The 24,032-nt window shown below is 67.3% G+C and carries 23 protein-coding genes; 13 read left to right on the plus strand and 10 right to left on the minus strand.

The window, feature by feature from the left end; all coding sequences use genetic code 11:
* The first annotated feature begins 53 nt into the window (after positions 1-53).
* From ACQKIE_RS08955 to ACQKIE_RS08975, 5 genes are all read left to right on the plus strand, one after another.
* Positions 54-875, plus strand: a complete 822-nt coding sequence (locus ACQKIE_RS08955) for a ParA family protein (RefSeq protein ID WP_427458066.1) — start codon at positions 54-56, stop codon at positions 873-875.
* Between the two features lie 15 nt (positions 876-890).
* Positions 891-1,763, plus strand: a complete 873-nt coding sequence (locus ACQKIE_RS08960) for a ParB/RepB/Spo0J family partition protein (RefSeq protein WP_427458068.1) — start codon at positions 891-893, stop codon at positions 1,761-1,763.
* A 23-nt stretch (positions 1,764-1,786) separates the two neighbouring features.
* Complete coding sequence (locus tag ACQKIE_RS08965; RefSeq protein WP_427458070.1) at positions 1,787-2,320, plus strand: sigma-70 family RNA polymerase sigma factor; 534 nt, start codon at positions 1,787-1,789, stop codon at positions 2,318-2,320.
* Positions 2,317-3,051: a DUF3379 family protein gene (locus tag ACQKIE_RS08970; RefSeq protein WP_427458072.1), complete on the plus strand. Its 735-nt coding sequence runs from the start codon at positions 2,317-2,319 to the stop codon at positions 3,049-3,051. The genes ACQKIE_RS08965 and ACQKIE_RS08970 overlap by 4 nt, the downstream gene beginning before the upstream one ends.
* Positions 3,052-3,140: 89 nt before the next feature.
* Positions 3,141-3,857, plus strand: coding sequence for a glycosyltransferase (locus ACQKIE_RS08975; protein ID WP_427458074.1), 717 nt, complete (start codon positions 3,141-3,143; stop codon positions 3,855-3,857).
* A 31-nt stretch (positions 3,858-3,888) separates the two neighbouring features.
* Here the strand turns inward: ACQKIE_RS08975 and ACQKIE_RS08980 are convergent, their stop codons facing one another.
* Both ACQKIE_RS08980 and ACQKIE_RS08985 read right to left on the minus strand, forming a co-directional pair.
* Positions 3,889-4,833, minus strand: a complete 945-nt coding sequence (locus tag ACQKIE_RS08980) for a patatin-like phospholipase family protein (protein WP_427458076.1) — start codon at positions 4,831-4,833, stop codon at positions 3,889-3,891.
* A 10-nt stretch (positions 4,834-4,843) separates the two neighbouring features.
* Positions 4,844-5,833, minus strand: a complete 990-nt coding sequence (locus ACQKIE_RS08985; protein WP_427458078.1) for a helix-turn-helix transcriptional regulator — start codon at positions 5,831-5,833, stop codon at positions 4,844-4,846.
* Positions 5,834-6,050: 217 nt separating this feature from the next.
* Here ACQKIE_RS08985 and ACQKIE_RS08990 point away from each other — a divergent pair, with 217 nt between their 5' ends.
* Positions 6,051-6,986 (plus strand): hypothetical protein, encoded by a 936-nt coding sequence (locus tag ACQKIE_RS08990; protein ID WP_427458080.1) that lies wholly within the window; start codon positions 6,051-6,053, stop codon positions 6,984-6,986.
* Positions 6,987-7,014: 28 nt separating this feature from the next.
* Positions 7,015-7,878, plus strand: coding sequence for a DUF481 domain-containing protein (locus ACQKIE_RS08995; RefSeq protein WP_427458082.1), 864 nt, complete (start codon positions 7,015-7,017; stop codon positions 7,876-7,878).
* 146 nt (positions 7,879-8,024) lie between these two features.
* On the opposite strand, the gene hemC is transcribed toward ACQKIE_RS08995, so the two are convergent.
* From hemC to ACQKIE_RS09015, 4 genes are all read right to left on the minus strand, one after another.
* Positions 8,025-8,945 carry a hydroxymethylbilane synthase gene (gene hemC / locus ACQKIE_RS09000; RefSeq protein ID WP_427458084.1) on the minus strand — a complete coding sequence of 307 codons (921 nt, stop codon included), beginning with the start codon at positions 8,943-8,945 and terminating at the stop codon, positions 8,025-8,027.
* Positions 8,946-9,042: 97 nt separating this feature from the next.
* Positions 9,043-9,756 (minus strand): LytR/AlgR family response regulator transcription factor, encoded by a 714-nt coding sequence (locus ACQKIE_RS09005; protein WP_427458086.1) that lies wholly within the window; start codon positions 9,754-9,756, stop codon positions 9,043-9,045.
* Positions 9,734-10,789, minus strand: coding sequence for a sensor histidine kinase (locus ACQKIE_RS09010; protein ID WP_427458089.1), 1,056 nt, complete (start codon positions 10,787-10,789; stop codon positions 9,734-9,736). Before ACQKIE_RS09010 ends, ACQKIE_RS09005 begins: the two co-directional genes overlap by 23 nt.
* A 41-nt stretch (positions 10,790-10,830) precedes the next feature.
* Positions 10,831-11,496, minus strand: a complete 666-nt coding sequence (locus ACQKIE_RS09015; protein WP_427458091.1) for an alpha/beta hydrolase — start codon at positions 11,494-11,496, stop codon at positions 10,831-10,833.
* Positions 11,497-11,649: 153 nt separating this feature from the next.
* On the opposite strand from ACQKIE_RS09015, the gene ACQKIE_RS09020 reads away from it, so the two are divergent.
* Together ACQKIE_RS09020 and ACQKIE_RS09025 are read left to right on the plus strand one after the other, a co-directional pair.
* Positions 11,650-12,279, plus strand: a complete 630-nt coding sequence (locus ACQKIE_RS09020) for a class I SAM-dependent methyltransferase (RefSeq protein WP_427458093.1) — start codon at positions 11,650-11,652, stop codon at positions 12,277-12,279.
* Positions 12,280-12,308: 29 nt separating this feature from the next.
* Positions 12,309-13,205: a flavin reductase gene (locus ACQKIE_RS09025; RefSeq protein ID WP_427458095.1), complete on the plus strand. Its 897-nt coding sequence runs from the start codon at positions 12,309-12,311 to the stop codon at positions 13,203-13,205.
* Here ACQKIE_RS09025 and ACQKIE_RS09030 read toward each other — a convergent pair.
* The 4 genes from ACQKIE_RS09030 to ACQKIE_RS09045 form a co-directional block, all read right to left on the minus strand.
* The gene (locus ACQKIE_RS09030; RefSeq protein ID WP_427458097.1) at positions 13,202-14,302 is read right to left on the minus strand and encodes a glutathionylspermidine synthase family protein; all 1,101 of its coding nucleotides are present in this window, start codon (positions 14,300-14,302) and stop codon (positions 13,202-13,204) included. The two genes, ACQKIE_RS09025 and ACQKIE_RS09030, sit on opposite strands and share 4 nt — an antisense overlap.
* Positions 14,302-14,742 (minus strand): hypothetical protein, encoded by a 441-nt coding sequence (locus ACQKIE_RS09035; protein WP_427458099.1) that lies wholly within the window; start codon positions 14,740-14,742, stop codon positions 14,302-14,304. Before ACQKIE_RS09035 ends, ACQKIE_RS09030 begins: the two co-directional genes overlap by 1 nt.
* 11 nt (positions 14,743-14,753) lie before the next feature.
* Positions 14,754-15,158, minus strand: a complete 405-nt coding sequence (locus ACQKIE_RS09040) for a DUF350 domain-containing protein (RefSeq protein WP_427458101.1) — start codon at positions 15,156-15,158, stop codon at positions 14,754-14,756.
* Between the two features lie 69 nt (positions 15,159-15,227).
* Positions 15,228-17,330, minus strand: a complete 2,103-nt coding sequence (locus tag ACQKIE_RS09045) for a prolyl oligopeptidase family serine peptidase (RefSeq protein WP_427458103.1) — start codon at positions 17,328-17,330, stop codon at positions 15,228-15,230.
* Positions 17,331-17,491: 161 nt separating this feature from the next.
* Between ACQKIE_RS09045 and ACQKIE_RS09050 the strand changes: the two genes are divergently transcribed.
* From ACQKIE_RS09050 to kdpB, 4 genes are all read left to right on the plus strand, one after another.
* Positions 17,492-19,906 carry a S9 family peptidase gene (locus ACQKIE_RS09050; RefSeq protein ID WP_427458105.1) on the plus strand — a complete coding sequence of 805 codons (2,415 nt, stop codon included), beginning with the start codon at positions 17,492-17,494 and terminating at the stop codon, positions 19,904-19,906.
* A 205-nt stretch (positions 19,907-20,111) separates the two neighbouring features.
* A complete protein-coding gene (gene kdpF / locus ACQKIE_RS09055) occupies positions 20,112-20,204 on the plus strand; it encodes a K(+)-transporting ATPase subunit F (RefSeq protein ID WP_427458107.1) in 93 nt (30 codons plus the stop codon).
* The gene (kdpA, locus tag ACQKIE_RS09060) at positions 20,201-21,922 is read left to right on the plus strand and encodes a potassium-transporting ATPase subunit KdpA (protein ID WP_427458109.1); all 1,722 of its coding nucleotides are present in this window, start codon (positions 20,201-20,203) and stop codon (positions 21,920-21,922) included. Before kdpF ends, kdpA begins: the two co-directional genes overlap by 4 nt.
* A gap of 3 nt (positions 21,923-21,925) precedes the next feature.
* Positions 21,926-23,998 (plus strand): potassium-transporting ATPase subunit KdpB, encoded by a 2,073-nt coding sequence (kdpB, locus tag ACQKIE_RS09065; protein WP_427458111.1) that lies wholly within the window; start codon positions 21,926-21,928, stop codon positions 23,996-23,998.
* Positions 23,999-24,032: the final 34 nt, after the last annotated feature.

Below are 24,032 nucleotides of genomic sequence, written 5' to 3' on the forward strand. Positions count from 1 at the left end.
CCCGTGGATGCTACGCTACTACCCTTTCCGCGCACGGCAGCTACCGGTACCCCATGGCCCGCATCATCGCAGTCGCCAACCAGAAGGGCGGCGTCGGCAAGACCACCACCTCCGTGAACCTCGCCGCGGCCCTGGCCGCCGCGAAGCGCAAGGTGCTGCTCGTCGACTTCGATCCGCAGGGCAATGCCACGATGGCGTCCGGCGTGGACAAGCACGAGGCCAAGCCGAACGGCTGCGAGGTGCTGCTGGACGAGGCGCCCATCGCCGACGTGCTGGTCCGGACCGAGGCCGGTTTCGACCTCCTGCCGGGCAACGGCGACCTGACCGCCGCCGAGCTCAAGCTGATGGACGGCCTGGCCCGCGAGCAACGCCTGAAGGAACAGCTGGCGAAGGTCGCGGACCGCTACGACACGATCCTGATCGACTGCCCGCCCTCGCTGCACCTGCTCACCCTGAATGCGCTCACCGCCGCGGACGGCGTGCTGATTCCCGTGCAGTGCGAGTACTTCGCGCTGGAAGGTCTTTCGAGCCTGCTCGATACGATCGAGGCCGTGCGCCAGCGGCTGAACCCCCGTCTGGAGGTCGAAGGCCTCCTGCGCACCATGTACGACGTGCGCAACAACCTCGGCAACGAGGTCTCGGCCCAGCTCACCCAGCACTTCGGCGATAAGGTGCTGCGCTCGATCATCCCGCGCAACGTGCGGCTGGCCGAAGCGCCGAGCCACGGCCAGCCGATCCACCTCTACGACCGGGGCTCGCGCGGCGCCATCGCCTATATCGGGCTCGCCGGCGAGATGATCCGTCGCGAGCGCGCGCTGAACGGCGCGGAAGCCGCGGCCATGAGCGACGCCGACGAAGCCCCGACGACCCTTTAAGGAGCATCCGTAACCATGGCAGCAGCGAAAAAACGTGGACTCGGCCGTGGCCTCGACGCCCTGCTCGGCGGCGGCGCGGGTCCGACGGCCACGCCCTCCATCGTCGAGCAGGAGGGAGAGCTGCGCATGCTGCCGATCCAGCAGATCCAGGCGGGCAAGTACCAGCCGCGTCGGCACTGGAATGACGAGGCGTTGGACGAACTCGCCGCCTCGATCAAGGCCCAGGGCCTCATCCAGCCGGTGGTGGTCCGGGCGATCGGCAAGAACAGCTACGAATTGATCGCCGGTGAGCGCCGCTGGCGCGCCGCGCAGCGCGCCTCGATGAGCGAGATCCCGGCGCTGGTGAAGGACGTGCCCGAGCAGTCCGTGCTGGCCATGGCGCTGATCGAGAACATCCAACGCCAGGAACTCACGCCGCTGGAGGAAGCGCAGGCCCTGCAGCGCCTCATCGACGAGTTCGACCTGACCCACCAGCAGGCCGCCGACGCCGTCGGCCGGTCCCGCGCGGCGGTGTCGAACCTGCTCCGTCTCATGGAGCTCCCGTCCTCGATCAAGCAACTGCTCGACGAGGGCAAGCTCGAGATGGGTCACGCCCGCGCCCTGCTGACCCTCCCTTCCACGGTCGCCGAACCGCTGGCGTTGGAAGCCGCGCGCAACGGCTGGACCGTGCGCGAGCTCGAAGAGGCGGCGCGCAAGGCCCAGCTGGCGCCGAAGGGCAAGGCGAAGTCGGCCGCGGTCGACCCGAACATCGCCAACCTCGAGCGCGAACTGGCCGAGCGCTTCGCTACCCGCGTGGAGCTCGCCCATGGCCGCGGCGGCAAGGGCAAGCTGGTGATCCATTACCACAGCCTCGACGAGCTCGATGGCATCCTCACCAAGGTCCGTTGAGGGCACCTTGTAAGAGAACATCGATGGCGCCGGTCAAAGAGGGTGTGAATCCGAAGCAGCGCCAGTACGAAGCCATGGTGCGCGCCCTGTCGGCTGACCTTTACCGGTACGCCTTCTGGCTGTCGCGCTCCGAAACGGTCGCCCAGGACCTCGTCCAGGAGACGTTCCTGCGGGCGTGGAAGAACCTCGACGCCTTGCGCGACGTGGACGCCGCCAAGCCTTGGCTGATCACGATCCTTCGTCGCGAACACGCGCGACTCTACGAACGCAAGCGCCTGGACCTCGTGGAACTGGACGACAACGTGGCCGAGGACGGCGCGTTTGCCAGCCCCGAGCGCAGCGGCGACGCCGCGCAGGTGCGAGAAGCGATGCTCAAGCTGCCCGACAAATACCGCGACCCGCTGGCCATGCAGGTGTTGGGCGGTATGACCTGCGAGGAGATCGCCGAGAGCACCGGGCAGCAACCCGGTGCCGTCATGACCCAGTTGTTCCGTGCCCGCCAGCGCCTCAAGGCCCTGCTGGGCGGGCGCGCCGCGGCCGAGGGGGGCCGGAAATGAACTGCCTGGACTTCCGCCGCCGCATCGGCGCCGAACCGCGCTCACGCGATCCCGAGCTGCTCGGCCACCGCGATGCCTGCAAGGAGGGCTGTGCGGCCTTCTGGCAGCGCGCCCAGCGTTTCGAGGACGACCTCGAGGCGGCGCTTACCGTGCCCGTTCCCGAGGGCCTCGCGGACCGAATCCTGCTCGCCCACGCCACCGGCGAGCGCCGCCGCCAGGTGAGCAGGCGTCGTGCCTGGATGGCGATGGCCGCCTCCGTCCTGCTCGCGTTCGTCGGTGCAGGCCTGTTCTGGCGCCAGGCCGACCTCAGCTCATTGCCGGCCCTCGCGGTCGCGCACATGCCGGAGGAACTGGACTCGCTCAACCTCACGAAGCCGATGACCGACGCCCAGGTGGAAGCCGGCTTCGTCGGCCGTGCCTCGCGGCTCAAGGGCCCCGCGCCGGTCGGGGTTACCTACGTGCACGACTGCACGGTGGGACCGTACCCGGCGGTGCACCTGGTCACGCGGATGAACGATGAGCCCGTGGTCGCCCTCTACATGCCGGAAAAAATGATCGACAAGAGCACCGATTTCCATCGCGACGGCTGGGACGGCCGACAGGTGGCGCTCAGCGGCGGCACCCTGGTCGTCATGGCCCAGGGCGCCAGCCGCCAGACGATGGCGGCCGTGGAACGCGGCTGGCGCGCGGCGATCGAAGGACCGGCAGCCCCGAACGTCGGCCAGATCTGAGCGCCAGCGCCCCAGCAGGCTCCGCAGTGTCCCCGGCTGGCGGCATGGGCGATAATGCGGGCCCGAATCCTGCTGCCTCCGGAACCGCGATGACCGAACTCGCCGTGGTCGTGCCCGTCTTCAACGAGCGTGACAACATCCCGCCCCTCCTCGCCGAGATCGCCTCGGCCCTGCGTGGGCGGATCGACTTCGAGATCATCTACGTCGATGACGACAGCACCGACGACAGCGTCGCCGTCCTAACGGCGGCCCGCGCCCAGTACCCCGAACTGCGGATCATCCGGCACATCACGCGTAGCGGGCAGAGCACCGCCGTGTGGAACGGCGTCCGCGCCGCCCGGGCGCCCTGGATCGCGACGCTGGATGGCGACGGCCAGAACGATCCGGCCGACATCCCGAAGCTGCTCGACGCTCGCGCCGGGGCCGCGCCGGAGCTGAAGCTGTTCGCCGGTTGGCGCGTTACCCGCCGGGACAGCTTCAACAAGCGGATCTCGTCGAAGGTCGCCAACGCGGTGCGCTCGCGCATGCTCCGCGACGACACGCCGGACACCGGCTGCGGCCTCAAGCTGTTCGAACGCGAGACCTTCCTGCGCCTGCCCTACTTCGACCACATGCACCGCTACCTGCCCGCGTTGGTGAAGCGTGCGGGGTTCGCCAGCCAGAGCGTGCCCGTAGGCCATCGCCCGCGCACGGCCGGCACCTCGAAGTACGGCATGCTCGACCGCCTCTGGGTCGGCCTGGCTGACCTGCGCGGCGTGGCTTGGCTGATGCGCCGGGCGAAGGTGACGCGCACCGAGGAAGTCTGAGCCGCTGCGGCACCGGCAGCGAGCGGCAGGATCAGCGCGAAGTCGGCGCGCGCGGTCGCCACGCCTCCAGCGCCTTCGCCGTCCGCTCGCGGCCCAGTTCGATCAGCTCGCGCGCCCGGTAGAACTCGTACACCGTCGACACGTTGCGGGGGATCTCGATCAGCAGGTCCGGTGGGTAGGCGGCCAGGCGCAGGCGCGAGAGGTTGGCCTGCATGAGGTCCATGGACTGCGTCATCAGTTCGAATGCGCCGGGATCGCGGATCTTCTGCTCGCCCTGCGGCAGTACGCGGCCGATCAAGCGGCCGAGTTTGGCGGCATAGCCCTTGTCGGGCATGGCGGCGACGTCCTTCTCCGGCGGCCTCTGCATTTCCGCCGCACCGTCCACGCTCACCGCGATCACGTAGTCGGCCTCCTCGCGCATCAGCGGCAGGACGGGTAGCGGATTCAGCAGGGCGCCATCGACGAGTCGGCGGCCCTCGTGGGTATAGGGGCGGAACAAGGTGGGAATCGCGATCGAGGCACGGATGGCATCGAACAACGGCCCCCGCGTGAGCCACACCTCGCGCTCGCGGTCGAGGTCGGTGGCCACGGCGGTGTAAGCCAGACCGAGTTCTTCGATGTTCACCTCGCCGATCAATTCACGCAGCGCGGCCATGATCCGATCGCCCTTGATGAAGCCGCCGCCGGAAAAGCTCCAGTCGACGAGGCGCAGCACGTCGAACCGGGCCAGGGTCGATACCCAGTCGCGGTAGATGTCGAGCTTGCCCATGGCGTAGATGCCGCCGATGAGCGCGCCCATCGATGTGCCCGCCACGGCCACGACTTCGTAGCCATGTTCTTCCAGTGTCTCGATCGCGCCGATGTGCGCCAGGCCCTTGGCCGCGCCGGCGCCGAGGGCGAGCGCGACGCGCGGCTTGCGCGGGCCGCCGGTCACGGCCGGCAACGCGCTAGGGTCGGCGATGTCGAGGTCGCTCATGGAACGCTCTTCAGTGGTGGTTGCCGTTGGCCTGGTAACCCGAAAGAGCGAGCTGCAGCAGGATCTTCATTTCCTCGCGCAGCGGCAGCGGCGAGACGATCTCCGCATCGGGCCCGTACTTGAGCACGTCCATCAGCAATTCGCGCGAGTTCGAATACGGCACCTTCAATTCGTAGCGGCCGTCCGGCAGCCACTCGCCCTTCTGCTGCGAGTGCCAGTGCTCGTCGGCCACCCAGCGTGCCGCATGCGACGAGAAGCGGATGGTCGCCCACGCCTTTGGCTTGCCCGCGAAGATGCCGTAGCTGGAGGCGAGCAAGTCGTTGAGCTCGGCTTCCTCGACGTCTTTCGCCTTCGCATCCAGCGCCTGCGGGTCGGCGATGCGGTCCACGGCGAAGCTGCGCAGCGCTTCGCGGTCGTGGTCCCACACGTCGAGGTACCAGTTGTCGCGGTAGTGGGTCAGGCGCTGCGGCGACACCGTGCGCTTGGTATCCGAATTCGTGGTGCGCGCCCGGTAACGGAAGCTCACCTGGCGACGCTCGAGGACGGCGCCCGCAACGATGCGGAACACCTGCTGGTCCATTTTGCGCGCGCCCCAGGAGATGACCCGGATACGGTCGACCGGCAAGGCCTTGCCGCTGCCATGGTCGGAGAGGAGGCGCTCGATGCGTGCCTTGAATGGTGCGAGCGCGCCGGCCAGAACGCCGGGATCGGATCGGCCGATCAGCTCGTTGAGGGCCATCAGCGCGGCCAGCTCGTCGCTGGTCAGCCACAGGCCCGGCAGCTCGAAGCTGTCGCCTTCGCCGGCCTCGTAGCGGAACGAGGCCTGTTCGCCCGCCACGCTCTGCACCGGCGCGCCGAGCGCGTCGCGCAGGAAGGCGACGTCGCGGTAAAGCGTGGCCCGCGAGCATTCCAGTTCGTCCATCAGTCGGGACAGCGGCACCGGATAATGGGCGGACTTCAGCAGTCGGTGCAGGGTGAGAATGCGCTCGTAGCGGTCCATGGGTGTCGCCGGCAGATGGAGCTTTCGGTGAGTGTGTCCGCGCGGGCGTGACGCCCGTATCTACGGCGGAAGCATGGCGGTGGCAGGGCTACTCCGCAAGGGAGCGAGGCCGCCCGTTCCGTAGGAGTCGTGTCCGCCCGGGCCTTTCCGGTTTGCGCTGGGCGCCATAAGGCGCAAAAATGGCCCTTTGCGATTCGCCGAAGGCCTTCCCCCGACCATGGCGGAACCGAACGAGACTGCCTCCGTCGTGCCCGGCTCCAACGGTCGGATCGACAGGGGCGGTCCTGCCCGCAACCTGTTCTCCACCCCGCGCGTGGTCATCCAGACGGCCACGACGACCGGTTACGGCCTGTGGATGGTGCTCGGCACCGCCCTCGCGCTCGGCACGTATCCCGACGGCCGCGGTGAAGTCCTCGTCCCCTTGTCGATTGGGCTGGTCTTCGTCGCCTCAGGCCTGGTCGCCACCTGTCTTCGCCTGTCCTTCGCGCCGGACTGGCACGGCTGGAACCCGGTAAAGCGGATGATGCCGACGCTGGAAGGCATGATCGCCATGGTGAACTTCCTGCCGATGCTGGCCCTCGCCGGCCTGGCGCGCGGCGACAACGACTTCTGGGCCACGCGCGTGGCCGGCGCCGCGCTGATGCTGTGCAGCCTGACGACGCTGGTCCATACCGCTCGCGGCATGTCGAAGGGCCTCCCCCACGCGGTGGCCTCGGTGGCCAATACCTTGCCGCTGGGGCGGACGACCTGGGCGCTGTTCGCGGGCAGCCTCTGGTTCTGGCTCTGCGTCGCATTGCAGGCGGACGCGCCGGTCGAGCGTTTCAACCCGTGGCGGCTGGCCCTGCTCGCGGTGGCCCTGGCACTGGGCATCGTCGAAGGCATGCGCTGGCGCTCGCTTCGCCAACTGGCCGAAGACCATGGCGCCGCGGACCGCTTCGTAAGCGGGCGGGGGGCGGTTTCCCTGCTCGGCGGCCGGGTCGCCGCCGCGATGCTGTCGGTCGGCCTGCCCAGCCTGCTCCTGATTTCCCATCCCGCCGGCCCCGCCCATGCGTTGGCCGCCGGTCTGGCCGCGTTAAGCTGCGTTGTCGGTCAATGCCTCGAGCAGCGGCTCTACGGCCGTGCGTACGGTCGGCTCGTCGCGGGCGACGCATGACGGTTCCTTTTCCACATCCGGGTAGACGATGAAAAAACTCCTTATCGCCACGCTCGTCCTCGCCGCGCTGCCCTTCACGGCATCGGCCCAGGACGCCAACGCCAGTGCCAACCCCAATTCGGACCCCGCCCAGAACGGCGGGTGGACGGGTTCCGGCGAGTTCGGTTTCGCTTCGTCGCGCGGCAACTCGCGCTCCGAGAACGCCAACGCCAAGCTCGGCCTGAGCCAGGAAAACGAGGTCTGGAAGAACAACTTCTTCCTCAATGGCCTGCGCTCCAAGGGCGAGGTCTCGGTCGAGGACGGCGCGGGCAATACGGTCGACAAGTTCAGCACCACCGCGAACCGCTACGACACGGGCGCCTCGGTCGGCTACAAGTTCGACCCGCGCAGCTACATCGTGACGGCCGCGCGTTACGAGCATGACGATTTCGGCGCCAACCTCTGGCAGGGCATCGTCTCGGTCGGTTATGGCTATATCGCGCTGAAGAACGAGCGCGCCGAGCTGTCCTTCGAAATCGGTCCCGGTTTCAAGCGCTACCAGCCCGCGAGTTCGGAACGCGCCGCATTGAACCCGGACGGCACCCCGGTGTTCGACGCCTCCGGTAACGCCGTGAGCGAAACCTATAAACCCGACGCCGAGAGCGAAGTGGTCGGTCGTGGCCTGATCAACGCCAAGTACCGCCTGACCGACAACACCGCGCTTGAAGACACGCTGCTGGTGGAAGCGGGCTCCAAGAACCAGTACTACCAGAACGACATCGGCCTCTCGGTCAGCATGACGAAGAAGATGGCACTGAAGGTCGGCTACCAGATCCGCTACAACAGCGACACGCAGCCGGGCACGCAGAGCACCGATAAGCTGACGACGACAAACCTCGTCTACAACTTCTGAAGCATCGCCGACAGGGTCGGCTCCCACCAGGCAGGACAGGCCACCTCAGGCAGGCTTGCTCCGTGGGAGCCGATCCTTTCAGCCGATCCAGAGGTTGTCGGGTTCGAAAGCATGCTCGGTGGGAGCCGACCCCGTCGGCGATGCTCTCAGCGTTGCGGCTTCAGGAATTCCGCGGCGCCCTGTGCCAGTAGCATCTCGGCGACTTCGTGGCCCAGCGCCACGGGCGTATCGCCCCGGCTGTCTGCTTGCGCGCGCAGCAGTTCTCCCGAGGCCGCGTTGCCGACCATGCCGTGCAGGGTGAGGCCATACTCCGCCACCACGCACCACGCGCCGATCGCCACCGCGCAGCTGCCGCCGAGCTTCTCGTTCATGGCGCGCTCCGCTTCCACCGCGATGAGCGTCTCCGGATCGGTCAGCGCCTTCATGAGTTCGGCCACGCGTCCGTCGCCTTCGCGAGACTCGACCGCGATCGCGCCTTGTCCAGGTGCCGGCAGCCAGTCCGGGCTTGCGAGGCGGTGGCGGATACGCCCGCCCAAGCCGAGTCGATCCACGCCGGCGCAGGCGAGGATGATCGCCTCGTAGTGGCCTTCGTCGAGCTTGGCCAGCCGCGTATTTACGTTGCCACGCAGGTCGAGCAACTGCAGGTCCGGGCGCAGGGCGCGCAACTGTGCCTGCCGGCGCAGTGACGACGTGCCGACACGGGCGCCGTTTGGCAGCTCCGCCAGGGTGCCGTAGTCGTTGCTGATGAAGGCATCGGCGGCGTCGGCGCGCGGGAGGATGGCCGACAGCACGAACCCCGCCTCCAGCTCCGCCGGCACGTCCTTCAGCGAATGCACGGCGATGTCCGCGCGATCCTCGAGCATCGCGATCTCCAGTTCCTTCAGGAACAGGCCCTTGCCGCCGATCGTCGCGAGGGAGCGGTCGAGGATTTCGTCGCCCCGCGTGGACAGCGGTACCAGCTCGACGAGCAACCCAGGGTGGGCCTGGCGCAGCAGGGCGGCCACGTGTTCGGCCTGCCAGAGGGCCAGCGCGCTTTTGCGGGTGGCGATGCGGAGCGGTGCGGTCATTACTTTCCAGCCGGGACGGAACGAACGAAGAGAGTGATTGTCCCGCAAACCACCGGCGCGCGCAGCGCGCTTCCCACAACAAAACGGTCCACGAGGCTCAGGGGCCGGGTGCGCGCAACAGCTGGCGGACGGCCGGGAGGTTACGGCGGCTGACTTCCAGCGCCACATCGGTGCCGGACAGGCGCGCGAGCACACGGCCATCGGGCAGCGTCTTCAGGCCTTGCAGGCGCACCCGCGGGACCAGGCAATTGCGGTGCAGGCGGACCAGGCGGTCGCCGTGCGCGGCTTCCAGCTGGCGCAGCGATTCGTCGATCAGCCACATGCCGCCGGCATGGTGGACGGCGACGTACTTTTCGTCGGCGAGCAGGTAGAGCACCTCGTCCAGCGCCACGCGCACTTCATCCGAGCCGCTGCGCGCCCGCAGCCACGCGCCCCGTTCCGCGCGCGGCGAGGGCTGCCGCGCCGCCGCGCGGTCGAGTGCTTCGTCGAGCCGCTCGGCCCGTACCGGCTTGAGCAGGTAGTCCGTCGCGCCAAGATCGAACGCGCTGAGCGCGTGTTGCTCGTACGCGGTGCAGAACACCACCTGCGGTGGCGTGGGAAAGGCGGCCAGCCGGCGGGCCGCGGCGGTACCCGTCAGTCCGGGCATCTCCACGTCCAGGAGCACGAGGTCCGGTTTCAGTTGCACACAGGCGTCGAGCATGGCGTCGCCATCGGCGACTTCCCCCACCACCGTCACGTCCGGGCGCCGCGCGAGCAGACTGCGCAGGCGGACCCGTGCCAGCGGCTCGTCATCGGCGATCAGTACGCGCATGCACGGTCTCCGGAAGGAACACGGTCACGACGAAGCGACCCTCGCGTACTTGCGCGTCCACGCTGGCGCGCTCGCCGAAATGAAAACGCACCCGTTCGCGCACGTTGCGCAGCCCGTGACCATTTCCCGGCATGGCCGGTGTCTCGGCCACGGGATTGTCCACCACGACCTCCACGCCGCCACGCACGCGCCGGCCGCCGAGACGGATCGTGCCGCCCGCGCGCAGCGGCTGCACGCCGTGACGGATGGCATTTTCCACAAGCGGCTGCAGCAGCAGGCGCGGCAGCGGCATCTCGGCCGGCACGTCGATGTCGCGCTGCACGCGCAGGCGGTCGCCAAGGCGTAGCGCCTCGATCTCCAGGTAGCGGTCGACCAGCGCCCACTCTTCGCCCAACGTACCCAAGGCGGATTGGTCGCTGCCCAAGGCTGCCCTGAACAATTCGGCCAGGTTTTCCACCGTGCGTTCGGCGGCGTCCGGATCGACACGGATGAGGGCCGCCACCGCATTCATGCTGTTGAAAAGGAAATGCGGGCGGATGCGCGCCTGCAGCGCTGCCACCTGGGCCTGCGCGGCGGCGGCGACGCGCGCCTGCCACTGCGCGACGACGTAGAAATAGCGGAGCAAGCCCGCACCCAGCAATCCCGTGGCGAGCACGCAGTCACGCACGAAGCGATAGCGCGAGACGGGGCTGAGGCCCGCGCCCAAGTTATGGTCGATCCAGCCGAGCAGGCCCGCGCTGATGCCGACCGTCCCCACCAGCAGCAGCCAGACGGCGGCGTAAGGCAAGAGCCAGGGCAGCCGCTGCATCCACGGCCGCAGCTTGCAAAGGGCCACGGTGAGCAGGATCGAAAGCCAGCTGGTGAACAGCACAGCGATGCTGTAATCGCGCAGGTCGCCGTCATTGCCGGGCGCCAGCCACATCAGGGTGACCGTGAGCGCCCCGACCACCAGCAACGCGAACAGCACCGGCAAGCTGCAGAAATCGGGCAGCGGAGCGGACGGCGGTCGCGGATTGTCGCGAGACTCGGACATGAAGGAAGTATGCCCGATGGCGAGAGCCGCTATGGCTGCTCCTACACGGTGAAGCGCTCCGATAGCCACGCACGGATATCCTCGATCTCCGGCAGGCTCACCTGGTGACCCATCGGGTACGTATGCCAGTCGATGCGATGGCCGAGGGCCTCCAGTGCCTGGCGCGATTGCTCGCCCAGCGCCATCGGCACGATCGGATCGGCGCTACCGTGGCCCCAGAAGATCGGCGTGGCGTGGTTCGCGCCACTGCGCTCCGCCTCGATCGTCTCGTGCAACGGAAGGTAGGCGGACAGCACGAGGAGGCCCGCGAGCGCTTCGCGATGGCGTAGCCCCGCGGCCAAGGCCATCGCGCCGCCCTGGGAAAACCCTGCCAGCACGATCCGCGACGGCGGCACGCCACGCTCCGCCTCCCGCGCGATCAGCGCCTCCACCTCCTCGATGGATGCGCGGATACCCGCCGCGTCCTGCTTGTCGGCGATCGCGAGCCCCTTGATGTCATACCAGGCCCGCATCGGCATGCCGTTGTTCACCGTCACCGGCCGTACCGGCGCGTGGGGAAACACGAAGCGGATGCCGGGCCACGCGGGATCGACGAGTTCCGGAACGATCGGCGCGAAATCGTTGCCGTCCGCGCCGAGGCCATGCAGCCAGAGGACCGACCACGCCGGCGAGGGGCTGGTCTCGTGTTCGACGGTAGGCAGGGGCATCGCGGGAACTCCGGTTTTCGCAGGGGACGCATCGTATCAGGCGGGTAGACCCCGTGAGGCGCACGGTGCCTGAAACCTTTTCCCTGCCGTGGCGCACCCACGCCTGGAGCCGCTCGAACGCGGGATTCTCACAAAGCGCGAGGCCGCCCACGAATGCACACCGGTGAGCAGTACCACCAGTTTTTCCTCTCCTCGCGGCGCGACCTGGCGGTGCGCGATCGCTTCCAGCAGGCGGTGCTGGGACGGGTGGCGAAAGGTGCCGAACTGCTCGACTTCGGCGCGGGGACGGGCATCGATGCCAAGGCCTACGCCTCGAACAACCACCGTACCTATGTTTACGAGCCGTCGCCTTCCATGCGCGCTCACCTCGAAGTGTATTGCCGGGACGAGATCGCCAACGGCTCGGTGATCGGAATCGACGCGGATCTTCCGTGTCGTGTCGACGCGGTGGTCGCTAACTTCGCCGTGCTCAACCATATTGCCGACCACGCGCCGCTCTTTGCGCAACTTCACGCCGTGGTCAAACCGGGTGGGTTCGTCTTCGCCAGCCTGCTCAATCCCTACTTTCTCGGCGATGCGAAGTACGGCTGGTGGCGAAAGAACCTCCTGAACCTGTTCCGCCACGGCTCCTATTCGTTCGATACGGAGAGCGGCATCCACCGCTTCGCCCCGCGACTGCTGGCGCGCGCCGCCGCGCCGCATTTCCGCCTGGAGCGCTGGCTCCCGCGCAGGCTCGGCGTGTTGACCGATCCGTACCTGTTCATGCGCTTCAGGCGCGCCTGATCGTGTTGCGAGACGTGGTCAGGCGCATCGTGCGACCCATCCCTCAGTGGGCGACGGTGGCCGTCGAGCCCTCGGCGCAATTCGTGACCGCCGAACTGCACTGGAACGGCGGCCACGCGACCGTCACCCGCGACCACACGATCGCTTCCCTGAAGCCGCTGACGATCGCCACCAGCGTCGACGCCGGCGAGCGACCCTTGCTCCAATACAGCGATCGCCTTACGGGGCGCGTACTTGGCGTGTTGCGCCTCAGGAAGGAAGGGAGCATCGCCATCGGGGATGCGCCGATCCATCTGTATCAGGTGGAGACGGGTGAACACTACTGCCTCGGCTGGCCGCTTCGCGCGGTCACCGCGTGGCGGCAGAACCGGAGCATGCGCAAGCACCGATCGACCAATCACCTGAACATGGAACCCATCGCCGCGCAGCAGCTCATGATCACGTACCTGCCGCCGCGTCCGGTCGTCCTGGTGTCGGTGGAGACGGAAGGTCATCGCAACATCTTTCCGATGGACCTGATCGGGGCCCTGGAAAGCAGCGGACTGTTCTCGCTCGCCCTGCGCAGCAGCAACGTGTCGGAATCCACGATGCGCGAGATCCGCCGCGTTGCGCTGTCGCACCCGCCGGCATCGATGAAGCCGACGGTTTACCAGTTGGCCCGACACCACAAGGAGCCCATCAGGGCCTGGAATGAACTGGCCTTCCCGACCAGCCGGTCTCCCGCGTTCGATATCCCGATGGTTGCATCGGCCTTGCGCGTGCAGGAGCTGGCCATCGTCCACAGCCAGGTCATCGGCTCGCATACGTTCTTCGTCGGCCAACTCGTGTCGTCGGAAGATCGTGGCGAAGGTGCGCAGCTGCATCACACGGCGGGATTCCACCAGCACTACCGCAACACACACGGCATGCCGTTTCCGGAAGCCTAGCGAAACATGTGCGGCACGAAGCAACTCGTGTTTCGCGTGATCCTGTCGTCGTCTTCGCGAATGCCGATGCCCGCGGGCTCATCGCCGACGATCCACGAACCCACCAGGGCGTGTCGGCCGTCGTATACCGGTAACGGAGCAAGTGCCTGGTAAACATGGAACGGCTTGTCTTCACTCGACTCGCGCGCGCGCAGCACGATGATGCCATCGCCTTCGCGGCCCCAGTACGGCTTGGCTACCACGGGGCCCTCGATATCCGCACGCGCGCGGCTCGCGGGCAGCAGGTTCGGATGTCCCGGGAAGAATTCCCATAGCAGCGGCAAGATCGCCTTGTTCGAAAGCAGCATCTTCCAGGGCGGCTCCAGCCAGCGCGCCGCGCTTTGCGGGATGTGCGCGGCGAATGGCTCGCTCATCAGCCATTCCCATGGGTAGAGTTTGAACAATCGGTCGATCGGCCGGTCCGCAAGATCGATGAAGGCCTTGCCAGACCAACCGATCTCTTCGATATCCAGCGGCTGGACGTCGCATCCAGCCTGTACGCAGGTATCGAGCAGGTAGTCGGTGGTGGTGCCGTCTTCGGGGTTGTCGTAGCAGGCCGCGAAATGCACGCGTGGGCCGCCGCCGACCGTTCGCCAGCGTTCGATCAATTTCTCATGGATCGAATTGAACTGGTCGGCTTCGGGCGCCACATCTTCGAGCCAGTACCACTGCACCACCGAGGCTTCGAACAGCGAGGTTGGCGTATCGGCGTTGTATTCGGGGAGCTTCGGTGGCGATGCGCCATCGAACGACAGATCCATGCGTCCGTAGAGCGACGGATCGCGATCGAACCAGCTGCGCTCGACGAGCCGCGCCGCGTCGTCGCCAAGGCCGAGCTCGGCGTAGCGTCCGGCGCGAATGATCCGCTCGACGGCGTCGAGACAGAGGGCGTGCAGTTCGCCCGTGGCCGTCTCGAGTACCTCGATTTCGGACTCGTCGAAGACGTAGCAGGCGTCTTCGCGCCAGTAAGGCTTACCTTCGAGCGTATGGAAGCCGAAACCGATCGCCTCGACACGCTCCTGCCATGCCGTGCGCGGCACGATCCGCTCGCGTCGCATCAGCCGCCCCGCGCGGAGACCCGCCCCGACGAGCCGAACCCGCCGCGCCGGCCGAAGTCCATCGTGGAAGGACCGTGTCCTGTGACTCCGGCGCCGGTTGCGAAACGGCGTCCCGGTCCGGGATCGCCCGCGATCGGACCGCTGCGCCAGTCGCTGCGATACCAGGGTCCGTAGTAGTGATAGCCGCCGGCGCCGCTGGACGACACGGGCGCATCCCGCGTGCATTGCCCCGTGGCGTAATCGTGCTCGCAATCCTCCAGCGAACCATAGCCGTTGCGTTGCACGTCCTTGCCACCGAACGAGATAAAACCGATGGCCGCGACGCCGAGCACCCCCAGGGCCACGCTCACGGATCGTTTGCGCAGCAACGGATCGCTGGGCGCATGGAACGAGGGATGCCGGGCGACCGACGGCAGCGTGGTTCGGCTGTCTTTCTTCATGCCGCTGTCCTTCAGTAGGACATGGCGGCGGCGTTGATCGCGCCGACGCAGGCGGCGACCACCGCGACGAACACCGCCACCGAGCGCACGTCGCCCTCGATCTTGCCGCGCAAGTCACGCACCACCAGCCGAAGTACGAAATGGGTCAGCAACTGCACGGCCCAGGCCACCAGGCCCCATAGGGCGAGGTCGAGCAGGTTGACGCTGTGCGCGATCGCGCTGGCCAGGGGTTGCACGAAGCCAACGGCGGCACCGCCGAGACTGATGGTGGCGGCGAGGTTGCCGTCGCGGATCAGCGCCATTTCCCGCTGGGGCGTGATCCAGATATAGGTCACCAGGAAGGCGACGAAGTACAGGATCCCGACGGCCAAGTAGGCCACGAAGGCGGGCAGGGTGAAAAGATCCGACACGATCACGAAGGCTTCCTTGGCGGCACGGCCATTCCCGGCCGCGCCGCCAATATAGGCGAAGCGCGCGACCTGCCGTTACTCCCCGAGACCCAGCTCGGTCGCGAAGAACGTCATCGACAGGGCCTGGTTGCCCACGCGCTGGCTGAAGGGCGCGCCGATGCCGTGGCCGGCGTTCATGCGGGTGAGCAGCAGCACGGGCTGGCCGGAGGTGCTGGCCTCCTGCAGCGCCGCGGCGAACTTGCGCGACTGCCACGGCGCCACGCGGGGGTCGTTCGCGCCGGTGGTCAGGAGCACGGCTGGGTACTTCGTGCCCTTCTTCACGTTGTGCAGCGGGGAGTAGGCCAGCATGGCCTTCGCCAGTACGGGGTCGGACACGCTGCCGTACTCGCTCACGTTGTACGGGCCGTTCGCGAAAGCCGTCTCGTGGCGCGGTACGTCATAGATGCCCACGGCGCCGACCACGGCACGGTATTGCTCCGGATGCTGCGTGAGCGACGCGCCCATCAGCAGGCCGCCGTTGCTTCCGCCCAGGATGCCGAGGTGCTTCGTGTCCGTCCATTTCGTGTCGACCAGCGCCTGCGATGCCGCATAGAAGTCGTCGAAGACGTTCTGCTTGCGCGTCTTCTGGCCCTGCTCGTGCCAGGCTTCGCCGAACTCGTTGCCGCCGCGGATGTTGGCATAGGCGAGCACGCCGCCGCGCTCCAGCCAGGCGAGGTTCGCGCCGATGAAGCCCGGTGTCACCGGAATGCCGAAACCGCCGTAGCTGTAGAGGATGGTCGGGCGCTTGCCGTTGGGTGTCGTGCCGTCCATCGCGATCACGGTGACGGGAATCTTGCTGCCGTCCTTGGAGGTGCCTTCGACGCGAGTGACGCGCACCTTCGAATAATCGGCGGCGGGCTTCACCTCGAAGATGGTCTTCATCGCGCCACTGGCGCCGTCGTACTCGACCCAGTGCGTCGGCTGCGTCCAGCCGGCATACGTGATCAATGCCTTGCCCTGGCCCTTTTCGGCCGCAACGCCACCGATGATGATGCCGGTCGCGGGCAGGGGCACGCGGCGGACGAAGCCTGCCTTGGCGTCGTACTGGTCGGCCCACCAATCGGGGCCCGCGCTGCGCACGACAAGGAAGCCATCGCCAAGGGCCGTCACGTGCTGGATGGCGCCCTTGCCCTCGGCGAGCACGTCGGTAGCCTTCCCGTCGGGGCCGATGGCGACGATCTTGCCGCGCGGCGCGCCGGCAAATGTCGCCACGTAGAGGCGGTCGCCCATCCAGCTCGCCTCGCGTACGTCGGCTTCATGGCCCAGCACGCGCTTGAAGGAGCCGTTGCCCGTGCGCAGGTAGACCTCGGCTGGGCCACCGTCGCCTTCGTTCGCCAGCAGGGCCGTGGCCTTGCCGTCTCCGCTTTCCTTGAGGATGTATTCGGCCACGTGCGAATAGCCCTTGCCGAACACCACCGTGTCCTTCGCCGCCGGCTGGCCGATGACATGGTGCGCGAGGTGGGCGTCGAATTCGCGCAGCGGCTTGCCTGCGGTGGGCGCATCGAAACGCGCGTACGTCACGCCCTTCTCGTCGGCGTCCCAGGCCAGCGCCTGCGGCGTGGTGCCGCCGCCGGCGAACGGGAGCACGTCGCCCAGCGGCTTGCCGGTGCGTGTGTCGAGAATGTGGATGGTCGTCAGTTCGCTACCGCCTTCCGCCGTGCCGTAGGCAAGGTATCGGCCGCTCGGCGAGGGCCAGTAGGCGGTGATCGCGGTGCTCCCGTCGCCCTTGTTCAGGTCGACCAGGGTGCGGGTCTCGCCGTCCGGCCAGGCCTTCGCGACCAGCACGGGTTGCGGTTGCGGCGGCGTGTTTTCGAAGTAGAACAACGTGCCGCCCGCCAGCGTGGGCGAGGAACGCGTGGTGGACGTGATCGACAGCTCGCGGATGCGCGCACTCAGGGCCTTCCCCAGTGGCATCGCGCCGATCGCCGCCTCGGTGTAGGCGTTCTGTGCGTCGATCCACTGCTTCACGTCGGCCGCGTCGGGGTTTTCCAGCCAACGGTACGGATCGTTCACCGGCTGTCCCGCGAGGGTTTCCGAAACCATGCGCTTCGGCGTCGGCGGCGGGGCGGACGTGGCGGCCTGGGCGGCGAAGGCGACGAACAGGCTCGCAGCGAGCAGGCGGGGGACGAGGACGCGCATGAGGTTGGACTCCCGTGGAGGATTGCCGAGGGTAGCAAAGGCGCCGAGCCCGGAGGCGCCCTCACCTGTTTGGCCCGGACCCACGGCGGTGCCGGTACCTGCTCCCACCGAGTTCTCGGCCCACGCTATGCTCTTGCGATTTGCCCCTGCCGGAACGTCCGATGCGCGTACTCGCCGCCGCCCTGCTCACCCTCTTCGCTGCCGCGCCGGCCCTCGCTGCCCAGCCGCCGCTGGACATGGAGACGATCATGGCCGATCCGGACTGGATCGGGCCGCCGGTCGAGGATGCCTACTGGAGCGTGGACGGCAACCAGGTCTACTACTCGCTGAAGCATGACGGCACCCCGGTGCGCGATCTGTGGCGCGTACCAGCCGCTGGCGGCACACCTGAGCGACTCGATGCCGCGGCGGCCGCCCAGGCGGACGGTGGAAAGCCCGTGTTCGACCGTGCACGACGCCATGCGGCATTTGTCCGTCATGGCGACATCTTCCTGCGCGACCTGGCCAGCGGTGCCACGGTGCAGGTGACGCGCACCGCGGCGAAGGAACGCGATCCGAGGTTTTCCCTCGATGGCCTCCTGCTGACCTTCCGCGCCGACAACGACTGGTTCGCCTATGCGGTTGAAGGCGGCCCGGTGACGCAGGCGGCGGCGCTCGAGGCGAAAGACGATCCGAAGGCCAAGACATCCGACGGCCTGACCGACGACCAGCAGGCCCTGTTCAAGACCCTGCGCGACCTCCGCGCCGACGAAGCGGCGATGACCGCGGACGCCGACGCGCTGGCCGCGGCCGATGCGGGGCGTGCGCCGAAGCCCTTCTGGCTCGGCAAGGACGTGAGCATCGCCGACACCTCGCTTTCGCCGGATGGCCGGTGGATGCTCGTCGTCACCGAGGCCAAGGACGCCGACAAGGGCAAGATCGCCGACCTAACGCATTACGTCACCGAGTCGGGCTACGCCGAAACGGAGGCCACGCGCAGCTACGTCGGGAGGAAGGACCCGACGCCGCAGGCCTTGCGCCTGCTCGACCTGAAAACCCACGCGAGCTTCGACCTCGACACGAAGACGCTGCCGGGCATCGGCGACGATCCGCTGGCCGACATCCGTGCAAAGACCGTCGCCGGCTTGCGCAAGGCGGGCAAGAACGACCGCGCCGACGGCCTCGCCGCCCCGAAGAAGCGACCGGTCATCGTCAACGCGGAATACAGCCCTGGCATCGTCTGGAGCGACGACGGGCAGCAGGTCGCCGTGCAGCTTCGCGCCATCGACAACAAGGACCGGTGGATCGCCACCGTGGACTTCGCACGTCATGCATTGGTCTCGCAGCACCGCCTCACCGACAAGGCCTGGATCAACTGGGACGGCAACGACTTCGGGTGGCTGCCCGACGGACGCACGCTGTGGTACCTGAGCGAGGAATCGGGTTACGCGCAGCTGTACACGCGGCCACTCGGCGGCAAGGCCACCGCGCTCACGGCGGGCCGCTTCGAGGTCGACCATCCGGTGCTGAGCCCGGACGGCTCGCGCTTCTACGTGCGTACGAACAAGGTGGCGCCGTACAGCTACGACATCTACGACGTGCCCGCGAAAGGCGGCGATCTCAGGCGCGTCACGACCTTCGAGGGGCTCGACGATTTCTCGCTGTCTCCTGATGGCACTCGCCTCGCCGTGCTCCATTCGTCGCCCTACGTTCCGTCGCAACTCGCCACCATCGGCGTGGATGGCTCGGCGATCCATGAACTGACCGACACGCGCAAGCCGGCGTACAAGGCGCGCGAGTGGATCGCGCCGAAGATCGTGCAGGTGCCGTCGAAGCATGGCGCGGGCACCGTCTGGGCGAAGTTCTACGGTCCCGCCGACGCGGCCGCGGCGGCATCGCGACCTGCCGTGATCTTCGTCCACGGCGCCGGTTACCTGCAGAACGTGCACCTGTCCTACCCGGCGTATTTCCGCGAGCAGATGTTCCACAACCTGCTCGTCCAGCGTGGCTACGTCGTACTCGACATGGACTACCGCGCCTCGAAGGGTTACGGCCGCGACTGGCGCACGGCGATCTACCGCCAGATGGGCCATCCGGAACTGGAGGACCTGCTCGACGGCAAGGCCTGGCTGGTCGCGAACCACGGCGTGGACCCGAAACGCGTCGGCATCTATGGCGGCAGCTACGGCGGCTTCATGACGCTGATCGCCCTGCTGCGCGCGCCGGGCGAATTCGCGGCGGGCGCCGCGCTCCGTCCCGTCACCGACTGGACCAGCTACAACCACGAATACACCTCGAACATCCTCAACGATCCGCAGCTGGATCCGGAGGCGTATACGACCAGCTCGCCGATCCATTACGCCGATGCCCTGGCCGATCCGTTGCTGATCGAGCATGGCCTGATCGACGACAACGTACTGGCGAGCGATTCGATCCGCCTGTACCAGCGCTTCATCGAGCTGCACAAGAAGAACTTCTGGATGTCGCTGTACCCCATGGAGCGGCACGGCTTCGTGCACGCGGATTCGTGGTACGACGAGTACCGGCGGATCGACGAGCTGTTCCGCGAGCGGTTGGAGCCGGCCAGCGCCAGGTAGTCGCGAAGAATTTACGAAAACGTTACGCCCCCCTCCCCGCGCGATACGCCGTAAATATCGCCCGGGGCGAACAATGCGCACCGTCCTCTTCGACGGAACGCAACCGTGGAATTCCTGTACATCCTCCTCGTCATCGTGCTTACAGCCATGACGATCGGCTTCCTCATGATCTGCGACCGACTCGGTCGCCGCTGAGGGAGCCGCCATGTCACTCATCTACGTCCTCGCCGGCGCCATCGCCCTGGCGCTTACCGGCTATCTCTGCGTCGCCCTGCTCAAGCCGGAGTGGTTCGAATGAACGCGAACGCCCTGCTGCAGGTGGGTCTCTACCTGCTCGTGCTGGTCCTCCTGGTGAAACCGGTAGGCCACTACATGAGCCTGGTGTTCTCGGACGACCCCAACCGCGTCACACGCTTCGGTGCCCGCATCGAACATGGGCTCTATCGCCTGTGCGGAATCCGCGCGGACGAGGACATGGGATGGAAGCGGTACGCCATCGCCATGCTCGTGTTCAACGTGATCGGTATCGCCGCCGTCTACCTGCTGCAACGCTTGCAGGGATGGCTGCCGCTCAATCCGCAGCACTTCGGCGCCGTGGCGCCGGACTCCGCGGTGAACACCGCCATCAGCTTTGCCTCCAACACGAACTGGCAGGGCTATTCCGGCGAGACCACGATGAGTTACCTCACCCAGGCGCTCGGCCTCGCGGTGCAGAACTTCCTTTCGGCGGCCACGGGCATCGCGGTCCTGATCGCGGTGGTGCGCGGTTTCAGTCGTCGCGCGACCTCGTCCCTGGGCAACTTCTGGGTCGACATGACCCGGGCAACGCTCTACGTGCTGTTGCCGCTTTCCTTCGTGATCACGCTCCTTCTCGTGTCGCAGGGCGTGGTGCAGAACGTACGGCCCTACCAGGAGGTGGCGACGCTCCAAGCGACCACACAGACCTTGCCCATGGGTCCGGCCGCTTCTCAAGTGGCCATCAAGATGCTTGGCACGAACGGCGGCGGATTCTTCAATGCGAACTCGGCCCACCCGTACGAGAACCCGACGCCTTTCTCGAACTTCATCGAGATGCTCGCGATCCTCGTGATCCCCGCGGGGCTCTGCTACACCTTCGGAAAGATGGTGGGCGATCGACGGCAGGGCTGGGCGATCCTCGCCACGATGTTGCTCATTTTCATCCCGCTCACGCTTGGCGCGGTGGCCGCGGAGCAGGCCGGCAATCCCGCGCTGCACGGTCTTGCAGTCGACGCCCACGCATCGGCCCTGCAGGCGGGCGGCAACATGGAAGGAAAGGACACCCGGTTCGGCATTGCCACCTCGAGCCTGTTCGCCGCCATCACCACGGCTGCTTCTTGCGGCGCGGTGAACGCCATGCATGACTCGATGACGCCGTTGGGCGGCCTGGTCCCGATGTGGCTCATGCAACTCGGCGAGGTCGTCTTCGGCGGTGTGGGCAGTGGCCTGTACGGCATGCTCGCCTTCGCCGTGGTGGCGGTGTTCATCGCCGGGTTGATGGTGGGGCGTACGCCCGAGTACATCGGCAAGAAGATCGAGGCGCACGAGATGAAGATGGCCAGTCTCACGGTGCTCATTCCCTGCGCGCTCGTCGTCATCGGCACCGCCATCGCCGTCATGGTTCCCGCAGGAGCGGCCGGCGTTGCGAACCCGGGAGCGCATGGGTTCAGTGAGATGCTCTATGCCGTCTCGTCGGCGTCGAACAACAACGGCAGCGCCTTCGGCGGGCTGTCGGCGAACACACCGTTCTGGAATGTCTTGCTCGGCATCTGCATGTTCCTCGCCCGCTTCCCGCTCGCCGTCGCCATGCTCGCCATGGCCGGCTCGCTCGCCGCGAAGGGCCACGTGCCCGAATCCGCCGGAACCCTGCCGACGCACACGCCGTTGTTCGTGGTCTTGCTGACCAGCGTCGTGATCGTCGTCGGCGCACTGACCTTCCTGCCGGCGCTGGCCCTTGGGCCGATCGCCGAACAACTGATGTCCGCCACGGGGCACTGATCCATGACAACCCATACGCACGCCAAGCGCGGTTTCGACGGCGCCTTGGTCACCCGCGCCCTGGGCGACGCGTTCGTCAAGCTTTCGCCGCGCCAGCAATTCCGCAACCCCGTGATGTTCGTGGTATTCGTCTGCAGCGTGTTGACCAGCCTGCTCTGGATACAGGCATTGACGGGTCACGGCGAGGCGCCCACCGGCTTCATCTTCTGGGTCAGCCTCTGGCTCTGGTTCACCCTGCTCTTCGCCAACTTCGCGGAGGCGCTGGCCGAAGGACGAGGCAAGGCCCAGGCGGACGCGCTGCGTGGCGCGCGCCGGGACGTCGCGGCGAAAAAGCTCGCGGGGCCCGACCGCGATGCCGCGATCGTATTCACCCCCTCGAGCGAACTGCGCAGCGGGCATCACGTCCTGGTCGAAGCCGGGGACATCGTTCCCGGCGATGGCGAGGTCGTCGTCGGCGCAGCGAGCGTCGACGAGAGCGCCATCACGGGGGAATCCGCACCGGTGATCCGGGAATCCGGTGGCGACCGAAGCGCGGTCACCGGCGGAACGCGGGTGCTGTCGGATTGGTTCGTCGTGCGCATTACCAGCAATCCCGGCGAAACCTTCCTCGACCGGATGATATCGATGGTCGAGGGTGCGTCGCGCCGGAAGACGCCCAACGAGATCGCGCTGACGATCATGCTCGCGAAGTTCACGCTGATCTTCCTGCTCGCCTGCGCCACCCTGCTTCCCTACTCGATCTACAGCGTGCAGGCGGCTGGGACGGGCGAACCGATCACCCTCACCGTGTTGATCGCGTTGCTGGTGTGCCTCATCCCCACGACCATCGGCGCCTTGCTATCGGCTATCGGCATCGCGGGCATGGACCGCATGATCCGCGCCAACGTCATCGCCACCTCGGGCCGCGCGGTCGAAGCGGCTGGCGACGTCGACGTGCTGCTGCTGGACAAGACGGGCACCATCACGCTCGGCAACCGCCAGGCGGTGGCCTTCCATCCCGCGCCGGGCGTCGAGGTGCGGGAACTCGCCGAAGCGGCCGAACTCGCCTCGCGCGCCGACGAGACCCCCGAAGGACGCAGCATCGTCGCGCTCGCCTCGAACACACCTGGCTGGAGCGACAGGCACGGCAACGACCGGGCAGCCGTGTTCGTGCCGTTCACCGCGCAGACGCGCATGAGCGGCGTCGACACCGGCCTGCGACACATTCGCAAGGGCGCCATGGACGCTGTCGAGCGCTACCTCGGCGGCCAGGACAGTCATATGCCGCCGTTGGTGAAGCGCATGGCCGAGGATGTGGCACGCCGCGGCGCCACACCGCTGGTGGTGGTCGACGGTGCCCTGACGCTCGGTGTCGTCGAGCTCAAGGACATCGTCAAGGAGGGCATCAAGGAGCGCTTCGCCGAGATGCGCCGGATGGGCATCCGCACGGTGATGGTCACCGGCGACAACCCGCTCACCGCGGCGGCCATCGCCGCCGAGGCAGGCGTCGACGACTTCCTTGCCGAGGCCACGCCGGAGGCCAAGCTCAAGCTCATCCGCGACATGCAGGCCGAAAACCGCCTCGTGGCGATGTGTGGCGACGGCACCAACGACGCGCCAGCACTGGCCCAGGCGGACGTCGCCGTGGCGATGAACACGGGAACGCAGGCGGCCAAGGAAGCCGGCAACATGGTCGACCTGGACTCGAACCCGACCAAGCTGATCGAAGTGGTGGGCATCGGCAAGCAGATGCTGATCACGCGCGGCGCACTCACCACGTTTTCCATCGCCAACGATATCGCGAAGTACTTCGCGATCATTCCGGCGGCGTTTGCGAGCACCTATCCAGCCCTCAATGCGCTGAACGTGATGCACCTGGCAACACCGCGCAGCGCGATCCTGTCGGCGGTGATCTTCAATGCCCTGGTCATCGTCTGCCTGATACCGCTGGCACTCAAGGGCGTGGCCTATCGCGCCCTCGGCGCGGGCGCGCTGTTGCGACGGAACCTGCTCGTCTACGGCCTCGGCGGCATCGTCGTGCCGTTCATCGGCATCAAGGCCATCGATATGTTGCTGGTCCTGTTCGGACTGGCCTGAAGCGCGTCAGACGGACGCATCGACGTCCGCATTC

This window comes from Luteibacter sp. NPDC031894 (assembly GCF_050273135.1).
In the GTDB taxonomy this organism is placed as follows: Bacteria; Pseudomonadota; Gammaproteobacteria; order Xanthomonadales; family Rhodanobacteraceae; genus Luteibacter.